At 42.4% G+C, this 17,431-nt stretch carries 16 protein-coding genes and 1 pseudogene; 13 read left to right on the forward strand and 4 right to left on the reverse strand.

Annotation, left to right across the window (positions count from 1 at the left end; genetic code table 11):
• Positions 1-180 precede the first annotated feature (180 nt).
• Positions 181-927 carry a DeoR/GlpR family DNA-binding transcription regulator gene (locus tag QZ169_RS07165; protein WP_002897983.1) on the forward strand — a complete coding sequence of 249 codons (747 nt, stop codon included), beginning with the start codon at positions 181-183 and terminating at the stop codon, positions 925-927.
• Positions 928-1,109: 182 nt separating this feature from the next.
• The gene (locus tag QZ169_RS07170) at positions 1,110-1,643 is read left to right on the forward strand and encodes an isoprenylcysteine carboxyl methyltransferase family protein (protein ID WP_002896094.1); all 534 of its coding nucleotides are present in this window, start codon (positions 1,110-1,112) and stop codon (positions 1,641-1,643) included.
• A 44-nt stretch (positions 1,644-1,687) separates the two neighbouring features.
• Here the strand turns inward: QZ169_RS07170 and QZ169_RS07175 are convergent, their stop codons facing one another.
• The 4 genes from QZ169_RS07175 to QZ169_RS07190 form a co-directional block, all read right to left on the reverse strand.
• Positions 1,688-2,554: a DapH/DapD/GlmU-related protein gene (locus tag QZ169_RS07175; protein ID WP_295505782.1), complete on the reverse strand. Its 867-nt coding sequence runs from the start codon at positions 2,552-2,554 to the stop codon at positions 1,688-1,690.
• Positions 2,547-2,810 (reverse strand): GIY-YIG nuclease family protein, encoded by a 264-nt coding sequence (locus QZ169_RS07180; protein WP_002896092.1) that lies wholly within the window; start codon positions 2,808-2,810, stop codon positions 2,547-2,549. Before QZ169_RS07180 ends, QZ169_RS07175 begins: the two co-directional genes overlap by 8 nt.
• Complete coding sequence (locus QZ169_RS07185; RefSeq protein ID WP_002897979.1) at positions 2,800-3,546, reverse strand: tRNA1(Val) (adenine(37)-N6)-methyltransferase; 747 nt, start codon at positions 3,544-3,546, stop codon at positions 2,800-2,802. Before QZ169_RS07185 ends, QZ169_RS07180 begins: the two co-directional genes overlap by 11 nt.
• A gap of 130 nt (positions 3,547-3,676) precedes the next feature.
• Positions 3,677-6,016 (reverse strand): cation-translocating P-type ATPase, encoded by a 2,340-nt coding sequence (locus QZ169_RS07190; protein ID WP_295505792.1) that lies wholly within the window; start codon positions 6,014-6,016, stop codon positions 3,677-3,679.
• A 157-nt stretch (positions 6,017-6,173) separates the two neighbouring features.
• On the opposite strand from QZ169_RS07190, the gene QZ169_RS07195 reads away from it, so the two are divergent.
• The 11 genes and pseudogenes from QZ169_RS07195 to QZ169_RS07245 all read left to right on the forward strand — a co-directional run.
• Positions 6,174-6,914, forward strand: coding sequence for a 1-acyl-sn-glycerol-3-phosphate acyltransferase (locus QZ169_RS07195; protein WP_002900842.1), 741 nt, complete (start codon positions 6,174-6,176; stop codon positions 6,912-6,914).
• A 72-nt stretch (positions 6,915-6,986) separates the two neighbouring features.
• A complete protein-coding gene (locus QZ169_RS07200) occupies positions 6,987-7,535 on the forward strand; it encodes an HXXEE domain-containing protein (protein ID WP_295505794.1) in 549 nt (182 codons plus the stop codon).
• 148 nt (positions 7,536-7,683) lie between these two features.
• Positions 7,684-8,361 (forward strand): helix-hairpin-helix domain-containing protein, encoded by a 678-nt coding sequence (locus QZ169_RS07205; RefSeq protein ID WP_295505796.1) that lies wholly within the window; start codon positions 7,684-7,686, stop codon positions 8,359-8,361.
• Positions 8,345-10,585: a DNA internalization-related competence protein ComEC/Rec2 gene (locus tag QZ169_RS07210; protein WP_295505798.1), complete on the forward strand. Its 2,241-nt coding sequence runs from the start codon at positions 8,345-8,347 to the stop codon at positions 10,583-10,585. The genes QZ169_RS07205 and QZ169_RS07210 overlap by 17 nt, the downstream gene beginning before the upstream one ends.
• A 124-nt stretch (positions 10,586-10,709) precedes the next feature.
• Positions 10,710-11,765, forward strand: coding sequence for a DUF805 domain-containing protein (locus QZ169_RS07215; protein ID WP_295505800.1), 1,056 nt, complete (start codon positions 10,710-10,712; stop codon positions 11,763-11,765).
• 248 nt (positions 11,766-12,013) lie between these two features.
• Entirely contained in the window at positions 12,014-13,060 is a 1,047-nt protein-coding gene (holA, locus tag QZ169_RS07220) for a DNA polymerase III subunit delta (protein WP_223310821.1), read from the forward strand.
• A gap of 62 nt (positions 13,061-13,122) precedes the next feature.
• The gene (gene sodA / locus QZ169_RS07225) at positions 13,123-13,728 is read left to right on the forward strand and encodes a superoxide dismutase SodA (protein ID WP_002906995.1); all 606 of its coding nucleotides are present in this window, start codon (positions 13,123-13,125) and stop codon (positions 13,726-13,728) included.
• A 135-nt stretch (positions 13,729-13,863) separates the two neighbouring features.
• Entirely contained in the window at positions 13,864-14,943 is a 1,080-nt protein-coding gene (locus tag QZ169_RS07230; RefSeq protein ID WP_002934461.1) for a serine hydrolase, read from the forward strand.
• Positions 14,944-15,153: 210 nt separating this feature from the next.
• Positions 15,154-15,294 carry a hypothetical protein gene (locus tag QZ169_RS07235; RefSeq protein WP_002897970.1) on the forward strand — a complete coding sequence of 47 codons (141 nt, stop codon included), beginning with the start codon at positions 15,154-15,156 and terminating at the stop codon, positions 15,292-15,294.
• Positions 15,295-15,559: 265 nt separating this feature from the next.
• Positions 15,560-17,140 (forward strand): ABC transporter ATP-binding protein, encoded by a 1,581-nt coding sequence (locus tag QZ169_RS07240; protein WP_295505804.1) that lies wholly within the window; start codon positions 15,560-15,562, stop codon positions 17,138-17,140.
• A gap of 14 nt (positions 17,141-17,154) precedes the next feature.
• Positions 17,155-17,431 (forward strand): annotated as a pseudogene (locus QZ169_RS07245) (hypothetical protein); the annotation flags it as partial.

Consider the following 17,431-nt stretch of genomic DNA (forward strand, 5'->3'; position numbering starts at 1 on the left):
TCTGGTGTTTTTTCTATAGAACAGGATTCAAAGTATTTCAACTAATTTCGACATCAAAATTCAACATATCAGCTATTTAAAATAAAAAAATTCACAAATCTTTGTTTATAAGCTGGAACTGTTGTATAATAAGGTGAAGGTGAGTCTGTAAGAAATTCAGGAGCAAAAGGAGAATGTAAAATGAAAGAAAGTAGACATAGAATCATTCTGCAAGAACTGGATCAAACAGGTGTGGTTGCTGTCAAAAACCTCAAAGAAATGCTGGGTGTCACGGATATGACCATCCGTCGGGATTTGATTGATTTGGAGAAGCAGGGCATGCTGACCCGCGTGCATGGCGGAGCCCATAAGAAGGTCAAGAATGCTCTCAACGAGATTTCCCACTCAGAAAAGCAAATGCTGAATGTTGAGGAGAAGAAGCAGATTGCCCGTAAATGTGCGGATTTGATTGCTGACGGGGATACGGTCTTTATTGGGTCAGGTACCACAACGGATTTTATCGGAGACTATTTGGATGGCAAAAATATCAGCATTGTCACCAATTCGCTGCCAATTTTTGAAAAATTAAAAGAAAGAGCCAATTTAGATTTAATTCTGATTGGCGGACGCTATCGGGCTAAGACTCAAACCTTTGTAGGTCAGTTTGCCAATAATCTTTTGAAAGAAATCAAGGTTTCCAAGGCCTTTATTGGGGCGAATGGCATTGACGGTCATAATGTTACGACCAGCAATGAAGAGGAAGGCAACGGCGACGCGATTATCCTTAACAATGCCATCAGCAAATACATTGTAGCCGATAACAGCAAGTTTGACAGCTATTCTTTCTACTCTTTTTACCGGCTGGACAACCTCAGTGCAGTTGTGACGGACGATAATATCGCTCCGAAAGTCAAGGAAAAATACAGCACTTATGTTGAAATTTTGTGATGTCTGACCGGTGAGAGAAACTTGCTTCAAATAAATATTTTATAGAGGTTGTGACTGGGAATTTGTCTAGAAATTCTAGTCGCAGCTTTTTTATATCTTGGTCGATTTTGTAAACAACAGTCTTGACTTTGCCGCGGAATTCCTTATATAATAAAATGTATTATTAAATTTTAGGAGGTCTTATGACAATCAATATAGTGATTTTTGTGGCTGTGTCGCTTTTTCGTTTGGTGTTTTTGAGGAAATCCTCTCAGAATGAGCAGGATATTCTGGCCAAGGGTGGCATGGAGTACGGGGTGAAAAACTCAAATATCATGAAGTACCTGCACATGCTTTTTTATGCGGTTTGCTTTCTGGAATTGCTGCTGAAGAAGCCAGCTTTTGACTTTGTGAGCCTACTGGGAGCTGTGTTGTTGCTCTTTTCTATGTTTATGCTCTACCTTGTTGCCAAGCTTTTAGGACCAGTTTGGACCATCAAGCTTATGCTGGTTAAGGATCATAAGTTTGTTGACCACTGGCTCTTTCGCAATGTCAAACATCCTAATTATTTCCTGAATGTTGTACCAGAATTGGTGGGCTTGGCCTTACTCAGTCATGCTTACTTTGCTCTTTTTATCCTCTTCCCGCTCTACTGTATCACCCTCTATGTCCGTATCAAGGAAGAAGAGCAGCTGCTCAAGGAAGTTATCATTCCAAATGGCATTGCTGGTGAATAAAGTTAATAAAATGCATATCGACTGCAAAAGAAAGTCTAGGACCTTTATGTCCTAGACTTTTCTTTCAATAATTTTCGTATTTCATCAGCCATTTGCTGGGGTTGGTCCGATTCGAAAAGTAAAGTATTTTCTTCAGGCTGGTGGGCAGTTTGGCTGAAAGCTAAAACTGGCTTCCCCTTGCTGATGGCCCTTTGGACAATTTGGTCGACCTCTCCCCAGTGATTGATATCCAAGTAAATATCCGTCCTATCGAGCAAATCCTCAATAAAGTCATCTTGGTGAATATTGGTGTAGAGGTTGATATTAGGATAATCCTTAAAGCTGGCTAAGTAAGGAGAAATATTGGTCTTAGCAGCAATGTGAAATTCCAAGTCTGGCAGATTTTCTGCTAAATAAGCCAATTGTTCCAAGGTATCAGAAGCTGTCAGCGTGAAGGCATGGAAATTGCCCTGTGGACGCTCCTTAATGATAAGCTCTTCCTTGCTCATGGCGATAGAGTTGCTGGGAATATCCTGGAAAATCAAACTGTTGGCTCCAATGATGACATTATCACCAATGGTCACACCTTTGAGAATCACAGTATTAGCCCCAATCCAGCAGTTTGCTCCAATCTTAACCGGCGCAACAGTAAAATCAATCTTCTCAATATGGTAATTAGAATACTGATGATTATGGTCAAAAATGCGGACCCCATCGCCAAACATAGTGTCTTTCCCGATTTCGATAGAGTGCTGACAGCGGACAGTGCAGTGATCGTTAAAGAAAACCCGGTTTCCTAGTTTGAGTTGTGCTCTGCTGGCTACACTGAGGCTGGTAAAAGATTGGAAGACGACATCTTGACCGATATCAAGCTGGCTATCTGGGGAAATTTCGATATGATGAAAGTCGCCTTTAAACTGGATTTCAGGCATTTTGAGTCCTTTCTTTGATGTAAGCCAGTTTGGCTTGTCTAGTTTTCTTTTTAAAGAGTGCTTCAGCCGACATGGCAGCAGGCTTGCTAGGGTGTTCCTCTTGGTAAAGTAATGTAACTGGCAGGCGAGCGCGAGTGTATTTGGCGCCTTTGCCGGCTTGATGCTTTTTGAGTCGGGCTTGGACATCTGTTGTGTAGCCGGTATAGAGGGATCCGTCCCCGCATTCAAGCACGTACATATAGGCTTTATTTTCCATAGTAAATCTCGTGAATCTCCGGAGTGTAGCTGCCGTCCTGATTGTGAATAAAGAGAGGGGGCAGGATTTTAAGACCGTCGCGAGAACCATCTTTAATTGCTTCGATAAGCAGCATATTGGCCTCTTTACCCAGCTTTGGATAGACAAACTGGATGCGCTTGGGAGCCAGGTTGTGGGCTTGCATGGTATCTAAAATATCCAAAAAGCGTTCTGGCCGATGAACCATAGCCAACCGACCGTTGGATTTGAGGACTCGTTGGGCAATCTTGCAAATCTCTTCCAGATTGGTTGAGATTTCATGGCGGGCTAGAAGGTAGTGCTGGCTTTCATTGAGATTGGATTTCTTGTCAACCTTGAAATATGGAGGATTACAGAGAATCATATCAACCTTGCTGCCAGTGATATAGCGTCCTAGGTTTTTTAGATCGTCCTGAATGACCTGCATTTGTTGGGTCAAGTCATTGAGCTCAATGGAGCGCTCAGCCATGTCTGCCAGACGTTCCTGGATCTCGACTGCCAAAATCTGAGCCTTGGTGCGAGTACTGGCAAAAAGTCCGACAGCACCATTTCCAGCACAGAGATCGACGATCAACCCCCGCTGGGGCAGCTTGGGAAAGCGGGAAAGCAGCACGCTGTCTACCGAATAGCTGAAGACCTCACTATTTTGAATAATCTTGACATCCGTCGAAAAGAGCTGGTTGACGCGTTCTCCGTCTTTTAGTTTTGCTTCGTTCATAAGTCAATTATAGCATGATTTAGCAAGGATTCCAAAGGGATATGGGAAGTTTTTGCACAATCAAAAAAACATGCGAGGGTTCTCGCATGTTTCCATGAGCTTAAATGATAATTCTTTTTTTAGCTAGCTCTTAATCAAATCTGTATTTCTGCTTGATGGTGCAGGCAACAAAGACAAGCCCGAAAACGACCATGAGAATCAGATAGACTGGCAAAGTTGCGGCTGTCAGCGTTGCAATTTCCAAAAGGTGCTGCAGGACAAAGGCTGATAGATAGAAGCCAAAGACAGAGAAGATAATAAGCAGGCTGCGCCAGAGGTTGAGTGGCAGGCAGGCTCGAATGACTGACAGGAAGCTGATGCTGCCTAACAAGTAGTAGGTCAGGGTTGCCATTTCTATATCGCTCCAGCCATGGCTGCTGCCCCAGATGCGAACAAATAGCACGCTAAAGACAATCATGAGGGAGCTTGGCAGAGCCAGCTGCAGGGAGCGTTTGAGGAAGTGCTTTTCAACCGGCTTAATATTGCGCTCAAAGGTAAGGACAAAGGGCGGGAAACCTTCGACAAACTGGTCAATCAGGGTGATTTGAATCGGAATAAATGGGAAAATCAAGAGATATTCAGATTTTCCTAGCAGGATACTGGCGATGCAGATGATAGCCAGGATAAAGGAATAGATGGTCTTGATGAAGAAAATCGGAGCAATCCGGCCGATGTTGTTAACAACTCGACGGCCTTCAAAAAGAATCTCAGGGACATCGTTAAAGTCGGAATTAAGAAGGACCAAGTTGGCAATTTGCCGAGTTGCGGGGTCTCCCTCGGCCATGACGATGGAGCAGTCTGCTTCACGCAAGGCCAAGATATCATTAACACCATCTCCGGTCATGGCTGTTGTCCGACCAGCGGCCTTAAGAGTCTGGATCAGCAGCTTCTTCTGATGGGGAGAAACACGGCCGAAGATGGCTGTTTCTTCTGCTTGCTCAACCAGTTCTTGATCGCTGATTTTAGAGCAGTCGATGTAGCTGTCGTAGTTGGCAAATCCAGCCTGGCTCGCGATATGGGAAACGGTCACAGGATTGTCACCAGAGATGATTTTCAGATCAACATCCTGAGAGCGCAGGTAGTCCAGTGTCTCAGCCGCTCCCTCACGAATAGGGTCGGTGATTTCCAGAACAGCCAGAGCAGTCATATCTTCAGGCAGTTGGATACTGTGTTTGTCTAGCACTTGGTCGCTGTGAGCTAGTACCAAAACCCGTGATCCGCGTTTTTGAGCCTCTCCAACCGCTGCAGGATTGCTGTCCAGCAGCATTTCAGGCGCTCCCAGAAAGATAGTTCCGACACTTGATAAATGCATAGCCCCCCATTTTCGGTCACTAGAAAATGGGATGACATTGTCGCTAGTATAGGTGTGCTCCAGGTGGCTGTAGCCCTTACGAATAGCCTGCGCAGTTGGGTTATTATCCTCGCTGGTTTGGATATAGGCTGCTAAGATTTGACCGACGGTCTCATCAGAAAACTTATCTGACAAACTATGCAAGGCTTCAACAGTCATCTTACCTTGGGTAATTGTCCCGGTCTTGTCCAGACAGAGAGTGTCCACCCGAGCCAGAGTTTCGACAGAATACATTTCCTGAACAAGAACTTTGCGCATACCTAGCTTAATGACAGCTGTCAGGAGTGACGTGACTGTCAGGAGGGCGATTCCCTTAGGGAGCATGCCCAAGAGGGCTGTCGAGCTGGTAATGACAGAGTTTTTGACAGGCAGTCCCTTTATCATCAGGGCTTCAAAGAAGAGAGCCATTCCGAAAGGAATGATAATTTTTCCAGTAAAGCGGGAAATTTTCCCAAGATTGTAAAGAATGCGCGAGTTGATAGGCTTGAGAGTTTTAGCCTCAGTCATGAGCTTGTTGGCATAGTTGTCTGCACCGACATGATGTACCTCAGCATAGATCTGTCCACTAGCCAGAAAGCTACCAGACAGCAGCTCAGCGCCTTCTTCCTTGAGAACCAAGTCACTCTCCCCTGTCAGCATGGCTTCATTGGCCTCGGCAACCCCCTCTACCACATGGGCATCACTGGGAATTTGCTCGCCGGCTGACAGCTTGATTAGGTCACCCAGTACAATTTCTTCTGGCTGAATCTTGACTTCCTGGCCGTCACGGATGACTGTGACCAGCTCTCGGCTGACCAGATTGAGCTTGTCAATCATGTGCTTGGCTCGCAGCTCCGTAATAATACCAGTGACAGCATTAAAGCTGATGACTGCGAAGAAGACTAGATTGCTCCAGGCTTGGACAGAGACCAAGGCTACAGCAATAACAAAGTTAAGGGCATTAAAAAGGGTGAAAACATTCCGCTTAACGATTTGCCAGTTACTAGTACTGGTGTCACTTGTAAAATCGTTGGTCAGGCCCTGCGAAATCTTTTCATCTACTTGGGTTTGGTTTAAACCGATTAATTCTTTCTTGTTCATGAGATTAATGATACCATTTTTTTATGGAAATGGCTATCAGAATCAGCTGTTACAGCCAAAGTTTGGAAAAATATTGCAGACTATAATGGGATAGGGTATAATGGGAAAGGATGTAATAAATTTCAAGTATAATTTTGGTTTGAAATAAGGAGAGTTTATGTTTTATACTTATTTGCGAGGTTTAGTGATTTTTATCCTGTGGACTTTGAACGGCAATGCGCATTACCACAATAAAGAAAAGATTCCTTCAAAAGATGAAAATTATATCTTGGTTGCCCCTCACCGGACATGGTGGGATCCAGTTTACATGGCTTTTGCGACCAAGCCCAAGCAGTTCATTTTCATGGCTAAGAAACAGCTTTTTGAAAATCGCGTATTCGGCTGGTGGATTCGCATGTGTGGTGCCTTTCCTATTGACCGGGAAAATCCTGGTCCGTCAGCTATAAAATACCCTGTCAATATGCTGAAAAAGAGCAATCGCTCTCTGATTATGTTCCCAAGCGGCAGCCGGCATTCTACGGATGTCAAGGGAGGAGTAGCAGTGATTGCTAAGATGGCTAAGGTCCGTATCATGCCAGTGGTCTATGCTGGTCCCATGAGCCTCAAAGGCTTAGCAGCTGGAGAGCGCGTGGACATGAATTTTGGTAATCCAATTGATATTTCAGACATTAAGAAGATGAATGATGAGGGAGTTGAGGAAGTGGCCCGCCGTGTTCATGCGGAATTTGACCGTCTGGATGCTGAAGTAGCCCCTTACCAGACGCAAAAGAAAGGCAATATTTTCTTACGGATTTTACGTGCCTTTGTCTTTATTCCTGCTATTTTGATTGGGATTTTGACCATCATTTTCAGCTTTTTTGCCAGCTTTGTCTGGGATCCAGATAAGCACAGAAAATAAGATACTAATCAGCTTACTGAGTAATCTCGCTTGGGAGCTGATTTTTTTATGTGAGTGAGCTATAATGTTTGTATGTTTTATAAGGAGGATGCTATGTCTCTTACTTTTTTATCTTTTGTAATCTTATCACTGTTTATGCTGCACGAGTTTGATGAGATTATCCTGGTTCGGCCTTGGATTTCTCAGAATCAAGACCATCAAGACTATCAAAAGGAGATGTTCATTTCCAGAAAAGGGAGTTATCTTTCTTCTGAAAGCATTGCTCTGATGATTGCGGAGGAATTTCTACTGGCTTTTATCCTTTTGTTGCTTGCGATTCTATTTCGCATTCCCGAGCTGGCTCTGGCTATTGGCTTCTGTCATACTCTCCATCTGCTGGGCCATATCATGCAAGTGTTTCGCTTTCGTCGCTGGGTACCGGGCGGCTTCACAGCTTTGACGACTTTTCCTATACTCATCTTAGTCTTGGTCCTTTATCTATGCCAGCAGTCGATTTCTTGGTCGCTGCTTCTGATTCTAAGTGTGCTAGTGATGGCTTTTCTTTTGGCAAATCTGGCTTTTTTGCATAGCAGAGCTAAAAAGTTAGAAGCTTGGATATACAGGATAAGCAAAGTAGATTGATATTATAGCTCTTATTTTCATCAATGCCCCTTCTATCTATACGATTACTTGTAAAATAAAGATTTTAAAATATGACAAGCTGAAAATTCTCTCGGTTTGTCATATTTTTTTGAATTTTTTTACGAATAAAAAGACAAAGGAGAAAAATATGCTTGAAGAAATCATTGAAAAGCTAAAAGAATACAAGTTCTTTGTCGGTCTGGTAGTAGTTGGCGCTGTGCTAGGTGGTTTTTTCCTCATCAAAGGAAATCACCAGCCGCAAAATCAGGTAGCCGCCTTGAGTCAAGAAGTCACTTCTTCATCTAGTTCTACAGAGGAAGAGGAGGAAAAAGTTGTTGCTAAGACTAAAGGCGAAGAAGAGAGTGAGCAAGTCACTGTGGATATAAAGGGAGCAGTCAAGAATCCTGGTGTCTATGAGCTGAGAGCAGGAGCGAGAGTCCATGAAGCCATCCAAAAAGCTGGCGGATTGACAGCAGACGCCGAGGCTAAGTCCATCAATCAGGCACAAAAATTAACGGATGAAGCAGTAATCTATGTGGCAAAGACTGGTGAAGAAGGAGCCGATGTCACACAGATTGGCCAGCATCAAGCAGGAGCTTCTGATTCTGCTGGTGCCAGTGGTGGAAAGTCAGACAAGGTCAATCTAAATACGGCGACAGAGGCTGAACTGCAGACTATTTCAGGCATCGGACAGAAGCGGGCTTCTGACATCATCGCCTACCGCGAAAGCAGTGGCCGCTTCAAGTCAGTAGATGATCTGAAAAAGGTGTCAGGGATTGGAGATAAGACCTTAGAAAAGCTGAAAGAATATGTCACAGTGGATTAAAAAGTTACCTCTAGCCCCTATCTATCTGGCTTTCATCCTTGTATGGGCCTATTTTGCAGTCTATTCTGGAAGTTCTTTGGCTTATTTTGGGCTGGGTGTCCTTCTGCTTCGTCTCTTTTTCAGCTATCCCCTCAAAAAAAGTCTAGCTGCTTTGGCATTCCTGTCCCTTTTTGTCCTTTTTTTCTTGCTTCGTCGGGAAATAGCAGAGCAGGCCTTTAGGCAGGAACCTCCTTCAGCTAGCTCGGTTCAAGTCTTGCCAGATACGATCAAAGTCAATGGAGATTCCCTATCCTTTCGAGGGCGAACGGACGGTCGGCTTTATCAAGTCTTCTACAAGATCAAATCAGCCAGTGAAAAGGAAGCTTTTCAGCAACTGACAGATTTGGTTGTCCTTGATATGGAAGCAGAGTTTGAACAGGCCCAGCCGCAACGAAATTTTTTGGGCTTTGACTATCAGGCTTATTTAAAAAGTCAGGGGATTTACCGTACCTTAAAAATCAACAAGATTCAATCTTTCAGGCAGATTTCCAGCCTGAATCCAATGGATTGGCTGTCTGTCTGGCGCAGAAAAGCGCTGGTTTACATTAGAAATAATTTTCCTAGTCCAATGAGCCATTATATGACAGGACTCTTGTTTGGTGACCTGGATACGGAGTTTGCGGAAATGAGCGATTTGTATTCTAGCTTGGGTATCATCCATTTGTTTGCCTTGTCTGGTATGCAGGTAGGTTTCTTTTTGGATAGTTTTCGCAGAATTCTTCTACGTTTGGGGATGAAGAGGGAGACAGTAAACGCATTGCAGCTGCCTTTTTCATTTATCTACGCTGGACTGACAGGCTTTTCTGTTTCTGTCGTTAGAAGCTTAGTTCAGAAGCTATTGGCTCAACAAGGACTGACCAGAATGGATAATTTTGCTCTGACACTGATGGTTCTCTTTATCATCATGCCCAATTTTCTTCTGACAGCAGGCGGTGTCTTGTCCTGCGCTTATGCCTTTTTGATTTCTATGATGGATTTTGAAAAGTTACCGCCGATTCGAAAACTTTTAGCGGAAAGTCTGACTATTTCATTGGGCATTTTGCCTATACTAATCTACTATTTTTCTGAATTTCAGCCTTGGTCCGTACTTCTGACTTTTCTATTTTCACTACTCTTTGACTTGCTGATGCTGCCAGGCTTAACCCTCATTTTTATTTTGTCTCCACTTTTAAAAATCACTCAAGTAAATTTTTTCTTTGAGTTGCTAGAAGATGTGATTCGTTGGGTAGCTGATTTTGCTCCGCGTCCTTTGATTTTTGGGAAGCCCAACCTCTGGTTACTGGTCTCTCTGCTTTTGGTTTTGGCTTTAATCTATGACTTTCGGAGAAAGGAAAGCTGGCTTTTGTCTTTTAGTTTCCTAGCTCTTCTCTTATTTTTCCTAACAAAGCATCCGCTGCAAAATGAGATTACAGTAGTGGATATTGGTCAGGGAGATAGCATTTTTCTCAGGGACTGGCAGGGCAGGACGATTTTGATTGACGTAGGAGGACGAGTCGAGATAGGAAAGAAGGAGGCTTGGCAGGAGCGACAGACTTCATCCAATGCAGAAAAGACCTTGATTCCCTATCTCAAAAGTCGTGGTGTTGGTAGTCTGGATGTATTGGTCCTGACTCATACCGATACCGACCACATGGGCGATATGCTGGAGGTAGCCCAACATTTTTCCATCAAGGAAATCTATGTTTCCAAAGGAAGTCTGACTCAGCCTGATTTTGTTCAAAAGCTGGAGCAGATAGAAACTTCTGTCCATGTCGTAGAAGTAGGAGATGAGATTCCGGTATTTGACTCAGCTTTGCAGGTTCTCTATCCCAGAGGGACAGGCGACGGTGGAAATGATGATTCGATTGTACTCTACGGGGAGTTCTTTCAGACAAAATTTTTGTTTACAGGTGATTTGGAAAAACAAGGAGAGACTGAGCTGCTGCAGCGATTTCCTCAGCTGAAAGCAGATGTCTTAAAAGCGGGTCACCATGGCTCCAAAGGCTCTTCTAGTCCAGAGTTTTTAGAGCAAATTCAGCCGAAACTGGCCTTGATATCAGCTGGACAGAATAATCGTTATCGACATCCCCATCAGGAAACTTTGCAAAGATTTGAGAAGTTTAATACAGCCATCTATCGAACTGACCAGCAGGGGGCCATTCGTTTGACTGGTTGGAATTCCTGGAGGATTGAAACGGTTCGCTGATAGCCTCGCTAAAGATGCTAACTCATACTTTGTAGACTGCTTAGCTTCAGTCAGGAAGTCATATTGATTTATTTATGCATTTGTGATAAGATAATGGGTATAAAAAATTATAGAGGAGAATTTTATGTTTGCTGCATATAAAAAATTCTGGACACACTATGCTGATTTTTCAGGTCGCTCTAGCCGGTCAGACTATTGGTGGGCATTTTTGTGTAACATGATTATCATCGTACCATTGTTTATCATTATTTGGGTTTCTGCATTAGGAAGTATTTTTTCTGTAGCTCAGGACGCAGCTTATGGATATGAACCAGATCCATCAGCATTCTTGGCTGGGGCAGGATTTGCTGTTATTTTTTGGTTTATCCTACTGATTTATTATTTAGCTATCTTAGTTCCTAGTATGGCAATTATAGTTCGCCGTTTGCGTGATGCTGGTTATCATTGGGCTTTTCTTTTCCTGTATGTCGGTCCTCTTGTACTGTTATTTGTTCCGGTTCTAAAAATTATTGCAGGAATAGTAGTTCTTCCATGTTTTATTGCTTTGATTGTTTTGCTTTGTCAAGGATCTAAGCCTGAAATGGTTGGAAATTCATACGGTCAGCAATATGGCCAGCAAAACTTCCAAGGACAACAGTTTGGTCAATCACAACAACCAGTTCAAAATCAACAGTTTGGCCAACAGCCACAGCAACCTGTCCAAAACCAATCATTTGGTCAACAACCACAGCAACCTGTCCAAAACCAATCATTTGGTCAACAACCACAGCAACCTGTCCAAAATCAACCATTTGGCCAACAACCACAACAACCAGTTCAAAATCAACCATTTGGCCAACAGCCACAACAAGGTGGTTTCCAAGGACAACAGTTTGCTCAACAGCCACAGCAACCTGTCCAAAATCAACCATTTGGTCAACAACCACAACAAGGTGGCTTCCAAGAACAGCAGTTTGGTCAACAGCCACAACAACCTGTTTCTGATCAAAGCCAAGCAGTTGAGCAAGCAGAACCAGTTCAAAATCCATTTACTGCTGAAACACCTGAGCAGTCAACACCTGAGGATTTTGGAACGCAAGCACCTGTTGAGGACAATCCGTTTGTTTCACCAATTCAAGAGGAGCAACCTGCTACACCAGTTGAAAATAATGTAGATGATGCAACTGAAAACCAAGAATAAACAAAGAAAGAGTTGGAATTTTTCCAGCTCTTTTTGTTCTGTCGCTCGCAGAAAATCTTGAACAGAACTGGACATTGATAGTTTTTTAGAACAAAGAAAAATGAAGCCACTAACAGTTTATATTTATATAGCGGATATACTTAAAAATTAGATTTTGTTTGCAAAGAAAATAGCAGACTTTCCGACTCTTTTTTGTTACAATCAATACATGAAAAAAATTGACAAATATAAAGCAGAGGAGACTTTCGGTGTTAGCTATTGAGGAAATTAAAAAAATCACGCCAAGCAATCTTCCTGCTTTGACCATTTTGGCTGGGGATGACTTGGGGCAGTTTGAGTTGTTGAAGGAGCAGTTTCTCCGCCAGATTCAGTTTCAACCGGGTGATTTGAACACAGCTATTTTCGATATGAAAGAAGCAAACTACCAGGATGTGGAATTGGACTTGGTCAGTCTGCCTTTTTTTGCGGATGAAAAAATCGTGATTTTGGACCATTTTGCTGATTTGACAACAGCCAAGAAGCGCTATCTGACTGATGAAGAACTCAAATCTTTCGAAAATTATCTGGAAAATCCAGCGGATACAACTCGTCTGGTTATCTTTGCAGAAGGCAAATTGGATAGCAAGCGCCGTCTGGTCAAACTGCTGAAACGGGATGGGAAAATTTTTGAGGCTGCAGAACTCAAGGAAGCAGATCTACGGGCTTATTTCAGCAAGGAAGCGCAGGCAGAAGGATTACAATTTGCTCCGACAGCTTTCGATCAGTTGCTGCTGAAATCGGGTTTTCAGTTCAGTGAAGTCAGTAAAAATTTAGCCTTTCTGAAAGGTTATAAAGAGTCTGGTCAGATTGGTTTAGAAGACATTGCCGAGGCTATTCCTAAGACTCTTCAGGACAATATTTTTGACCTGACCCAGCTGATTTTGCAACAGAAGATTGATGAAGCCAGAACCTTGGTACGAGATTTGACTCTTCAAGGTGAGGATGAAATCAAGCTTATTGCCATTATGCTGGGGCAGTTTCGTATCTTTACGCAGGTTAAGGTTTTAGCGGAAAATGGCAGAGCTGAGAGTCAGATTGTGTCTGATTTGTCCGACTATTTAGGCCGCAAGGTCAATCCTTATCAAGTCAAGTTTGCCTTAAAGGATGCTCGCTCACTGAGTTTAGCCTTTCTTAAAAAGACTATGGCCTGTCTAATCGAAACAGATTACCAAATTAAATCGGGGCTGTATGATAAAGATTACCTGTTTGATTTGGCTCTGCTCAAGATTGCGACGGGTGAGCTACAAGCAAAATAGTTGAAAAATTCTAATGATTGCGTTATCATTTTTATAATCATATAGAAAAAGAGGTCTATCAAATGGCAATTATCTTACCTGATCTTCCTTACGCTTACGATGCGTTAGAGCCTTACATTGATGAAGAAACAATGCACTTGCATCATGACAAGCACCACAATACCTATGTAACGAATGTTAATGCTGCGCTTGAAAAACATCCTGAAATTGGTGAAGACTTGGAAAAATTATTGGCTGATGTGGAGTCTATCCCAGCTGATATCCGTCAAGCAGTCATCAACAACGGTGGTGGTCATCTTAACCACGCTCTTTTCTGGGAATTGATGACACCAGCAGAAACATCACCATCTGCAGAGTTGGCAGCGGATATCGAAGCTACTTTTGGATCATTTGAAGACTTTAAAGCAGCTTTCACTGCAGCGGCTACAACTCGTTTTGGTTCTGGCTGGGCTTGGTTGGTTGTCAACAAAGAAGGCAAGTTGGAAGTAACTTCAACAGCAAATCAGGATACTCCTATTTCAGAAGGTAAAACTCCAATCTTGGGACTGGATGTTTGGGAACATGCTTACTATGTGAAATACCGCAATCTTCGTCCGAACTACATCCAAGCTTTCTTCTCAGTTATTAACTGGAAAAAGGTTGACCAACTTTACGCAGCTGCGAAATAAACAGGCAGTTTCAATATATAAAAAGGTGAATCGTTTAAAGATTTGCCTTTTTTGATGCTTAAAATGCCTTTTTTCTGGGTTTCACTTGTTATTTTCCTCATAATTTTTTATAATACAAATGCTAGGAGAAATGTTTTGAGTAAAAAAATTGTAACGATTATCGTAGCTGTCCTTTCTTGTCTTTGTCTGCTGGGCTTCATCTTCCTTTTTATAACCCAACGAAATAAGGCTATTGAAAAGAAAGCACAAGAGGCTGCCCAACTTGCAAAGTCTGGCGAGCAAGAACAGGAAGAAGAGAAAGTCAAGCCTGATTCCAAACTAGTTGAAGAAAAGCCGAAGCCTGTTGAGAAAAGTCCAGAGGAGAAGCAGAAGGTCATGGAGGCGGACGGCCCGACTATGGATGCTTTGGGGCTGCGATTTGACTATGCAAATTTGGATTTGACTCAGGTCATTCAGGCTTATATGACTGAAATGGGAATTGAACCCTCCCAGGTTGCATTTTCATATAAGGATTTGACGACTGGCAAGACCTTTGCAATGAATGATACCCAGCCTATGACTGCGGGATCGACCTACAAGCTCCCTCTCAATATGCTGGTAGTAGATGAGGTTGCTGCCGGCAAACTTTCTATGGACGAGCGGTTTGATATTACCAATACAAACTATGAATATAGGGGCGAGCATGATAACTATGTTGGTGCTTTCAACGGTGCTATGAGAATATCAGACATGCAGGAATATTCCTTGGTTTATTCTGAAAATACTCCAGCCTACGCTTTAGCAGAGCGTCTAGGCGGCATGGAAAAGGCCTATGATATGTTTAGTCGCTACGGTCAGTCCAAGGCTGATATTAAGACGATCAGCCGTGAGAATAATAAGACCACGACGGACTACTATATTCAGGTCCTTGAGTATTTGTCTAAAAATCAGGAAAAGTACAAGGATATCCTTTATTATATAGGCGAATCCTTCCCAGGTGAATACTATAAGCGCTATCTGCGTGACATTACCATCTATCAAAAGCCTGGATATGTTCGTGAGGCGCTCAATGTGGATGCATTAGTTATGGAAGAGAAGCCCTATATTATAGCTCTCTATACGGCTTATTTAGGTGGTAGCACCGAGGCCAGTGATGAGATCAGCGGTGTCGGAATTGAGCAAGTTGGTCAGTTAGCCTACGTCATCAATGAATGGCATCGGGTTAATATGAACTAAGAGCAATCTAGTCTAGACAGGCTAGATTTTTTGATAGCTATTTAGAAAAAAACCAAAATACCTCTTGCTTTTTTGAAAGAGAAGTGTTACAATCTATTTAGAAGATGTTCTAATTACTTCATTCTGCTCTGTTTAATTAGTCACTGAGCAATTTTTTATAAAAGCTATTTAGAAAAAAATCTAAATTTCTCTACTCAAAAAGGAGGAAAAATGAAGAAAGCAAGAAACTCAATCCTACTAACCGTAGTAGGTCTAGTGACGGGTCTATCCATTTGGCTGGCTGTTTTTTCCTGGGTGCTCTATAAAAATAAGGACGACCTGCAAAAAATATCCAATCAAAAACATTTTTAAATACAAAATAGGCAATCTAGTTTTTCTAGACTAGATTTTTTAATCCAGAGTATTTAGAAACAAATCGAAATACCTAAGAAGGATTAGATTGCTTCGTTTCGTACTCTTTATTTAGAAAGTTTTCTAAATAGATAGATAAAGGAGAAAAGATGAAAAGAGGATTACTTTTATTGCTTATAGGCTTGCTCACGGTTTTATCCGTCTGCTGGGCAATCCCGTCTTGGATCGTTTTCAGAAATAGACGAAAATTAGAAGGAAAAATTAAATGTTGAAAGAAATTTTACGGAAATACCGCGCTTCTTATCTGGGTGCGACTATCTTTAGCATTGGAGCAACGATTTTTATCACTTTGTTTTCTTTGCAGCTGGGAGTTGTTGTGGACAGTGCGCAGAAGGCTCATTCTAACTTGCTTGGACAATTCTTTATCTGCCTTTTTTGCACTTGTGCTTGGTCTCTTTGCAGCTTGCTGGCTATTTGGTTCAAGAACAATCATAATAAGCAAGTCTTGGAAGAAGTCAAAACGAGGCTTTTCCATTCTTTTTATGACAAGAATTTGCATGACAAGGCTTCCGAGCAGGAAAATAGCTATCTCAACACAACGACCAAGAATATGGATATTTACCAAGAGAATTACTTGACCCCGCGCTGTGATATTGTGGCTGCCTTTTCTTCAGTTTTTATCAGTACACTGGCTATTTTTTGGATTGAATGGCGCATGGCTCTGGGCTTTATTCTCATTTCTTTTTTGACCATGGCTGCGTCACAAATTCCAGGGATATTGATGCGCAAGGCGACAGCGAATTTCACTCAGAAAAGCAATTACTTTTTGAAGCAAGTCACCAATTTTTTGGAAGGCTTTGAGCAAATCAAACTTTTGCAAATCCAAAAAAGGGTGGTTGAGCACCTGTCTAGCAGCAACAGCGACTTTGAGCAAGCCAGAAAAAGCTATAATGCGGCTAAGGAGGGCGCTGTGACTCTGATGATGTTCTTTAGCTTTCTGTCTCAGATATTTTGTATGTCTCTGGGGATTTGGTTTGTCAGCCAAGGGTCTCTGACCATTGGGGCTTTGATTGCCAGTGTTCAGCTTTTGAACTTTGTCTTCACTCCTTTGCAGCTTTTTATCAATAACAAAAATCTCATGAGCACGGTCAAGGATATTGAGAATGATTTTGATGCTAAGTTGGCTAAGAAAGAAGCGGAGCCCGCTCAAAATCTGACCGAAACGATTGATCGGATTGATTTTGAACATCTCGGTCTGGAGTTGGGCGACAAGGCTCTCTTTCAGGATTTTTCTTATCAGTTTGCCAAGGACAAGCACTATGCTATTATCGGCGAGTCTGGTCGGGGCAAGTCGACCTTGATGAAGCTCTTGCTCAATTATTTTGATAGCAAGGACTACGCTGGTCAAATCATGGTCAATGGTCAAGCGGTCAGCCAGCTAGCAAGCGACAGTCTCTATCAGAAAATCGCCTTTATCCAAAAGAATGACTTTTTTATCGAGGGAAGTGTGGCGGACAATATCGCGCTATACAGATATATAAATGCACCTGACCAAACTTTCTTGTACCAAAGTCTGCATTTTAATGAGGCTTTCTTGAGCAAGAAGCTGGATTTGGAGCGGCAGGAAGTTTCCTATGGTGAAAAGCAGCGGATTGATTTGGCGCGTTTCTTGGTTAAGGATTATGATGTGCTGATTTTTGATGAGCCGACTAGCAATCTTGATCCCAACTTGGCAGCGGAAGTCATGGACTATATCTTGTCGATTAAAGACCGCATTGTTATCGTTATTACCCACAATCAAGGTCGGGCTCTTTTAGACCGCTTTGATGACTGTCTGGAATTATAAAAGGAAGAAAGAAAATGAAATTAAAATGGAAAGAATTAGTGGCAAGCCTAATCGTTATTTGGCTACCGCTTATCTACGCTTTGTCAATCTATGCAGACCTACCTCAGCTAATCAGAGGGCATTTGCCCTATAGCGGTCTAGGCATGCCCAAGCAAATCTTTATCTGGTTTTTGCCAGTTCTCTTGAGTGTAATTCAACTGATTGTTTGCTACACGACGACTATTAAGGAGATTATCGACAAGCAATTTGTCCATTTCCTTTACTGGCTGGTTCCCTTTATCAATGCCGTAG

The organism is uncultured Streptococcus sp. (assembly GCF_905372115.1).
GTDB lineage: Bacteria > Bacillota > Bacilli > Lactobacillales > Streptococcaceae > Streptococcus.

Bases quoted from the DNA above. Each gene is read 5' to 3' on its own strand.
- QZ169_RS07195 (WP_002900842.1), top strand. From the start codon at position 6,174: ATGTTTTATACTTATTTGCGAGGTTTAGTGATTTTTATCCTGTGGACT.
- QZ169_RS07210 (WP_295505798.1), top strand. From the start codon at position 8,345: ATGTCACAGTGGATTAAAAAGTTACCTCTAGCCCCTATCTATCTGGCT.
- QZ169_RS07170 (WP_002896094.1), top strand. From the start codon at position 1,110: ATGACAATCAATATAGTGATTTTTGTGGCTGTGTCGCTTTTTCGTTTG.
- QZ169_RS07185 (WP_002897979.1), bottom strand. From the start codon at position 3,546: ATGAACGAAGCAAAACTAAAAGACGGAGAACGCGTCAACCAGCTCTTT.
- QZ169_RS07235 (WP_002897970.1), top strand. From the start codon at position 15,154: ATGAAGAAAGCAAGAAACTCAATCCTACTAACCGTAGTAGGTCTAGTG.
- QZ169_RS07165 (WP_002897983.1), top strand. From the start codon at position 181: ATGAAAGAAAGTAGACATAGAATCATTCTGCAAGAACTGGATCAAACA.
- QZ169_RS07205 (WP_295505796.1), top strand. From the start codon at position 7,684: ATGCTTGAAGAAATCATTGAAAAGCTAAAAGAATACAAGTTCTTTGTC.
- QZ169_RS07190 (WP_295505792.1), bottom strand. From the start codon at position 6,016: ATGAACAAGAAAGAATTAATCGGTTTAAACCAAACCCAAGTAGATGAA.
- sodA (WP_002906995.1), top strand. From the start codon at position 13,123: ATGGCAATTATCTTACCTGATCTTCCTTACGCTTACGATGCGTTAGAG.
- QZ169_RS07200 (WP_295505794.1), top strand. From the start codon at position 6,987: ATGTTTTATAAGGAGGATGCTATGTCTCTTACTTTTTTATCTTTTGTA.
- QZ169_RS07215 (WP_295505800.1), top strand. From the start codon at position 10,710: ATGTTTGCTGCATATAAAAAATTCTGGACACACTATGCTGATTTTTCA.
- QZ169_RS07240 (WP_295505804.1), top strand. From the start codon at position 15,560: ATGTTGAAAGAAATTTTACGGAAATACCGCGCTTCTTATCTGGGTGCG.
- QZ169_RS07180 (WP_002896092.1), bottom strand. From the start codon at position 2,810: ATGGAAAATAAAGCCTATATGTACGTGCTTGAATGCGGGGACGGATCC.
- QZ169_RS07175 (WP_295505782.1), bottom strand. From the start codon at position 2,554: ATGCCTGAAATCCAGTTTAAAGGCGACTTTCATCATATCGAAATTTCC.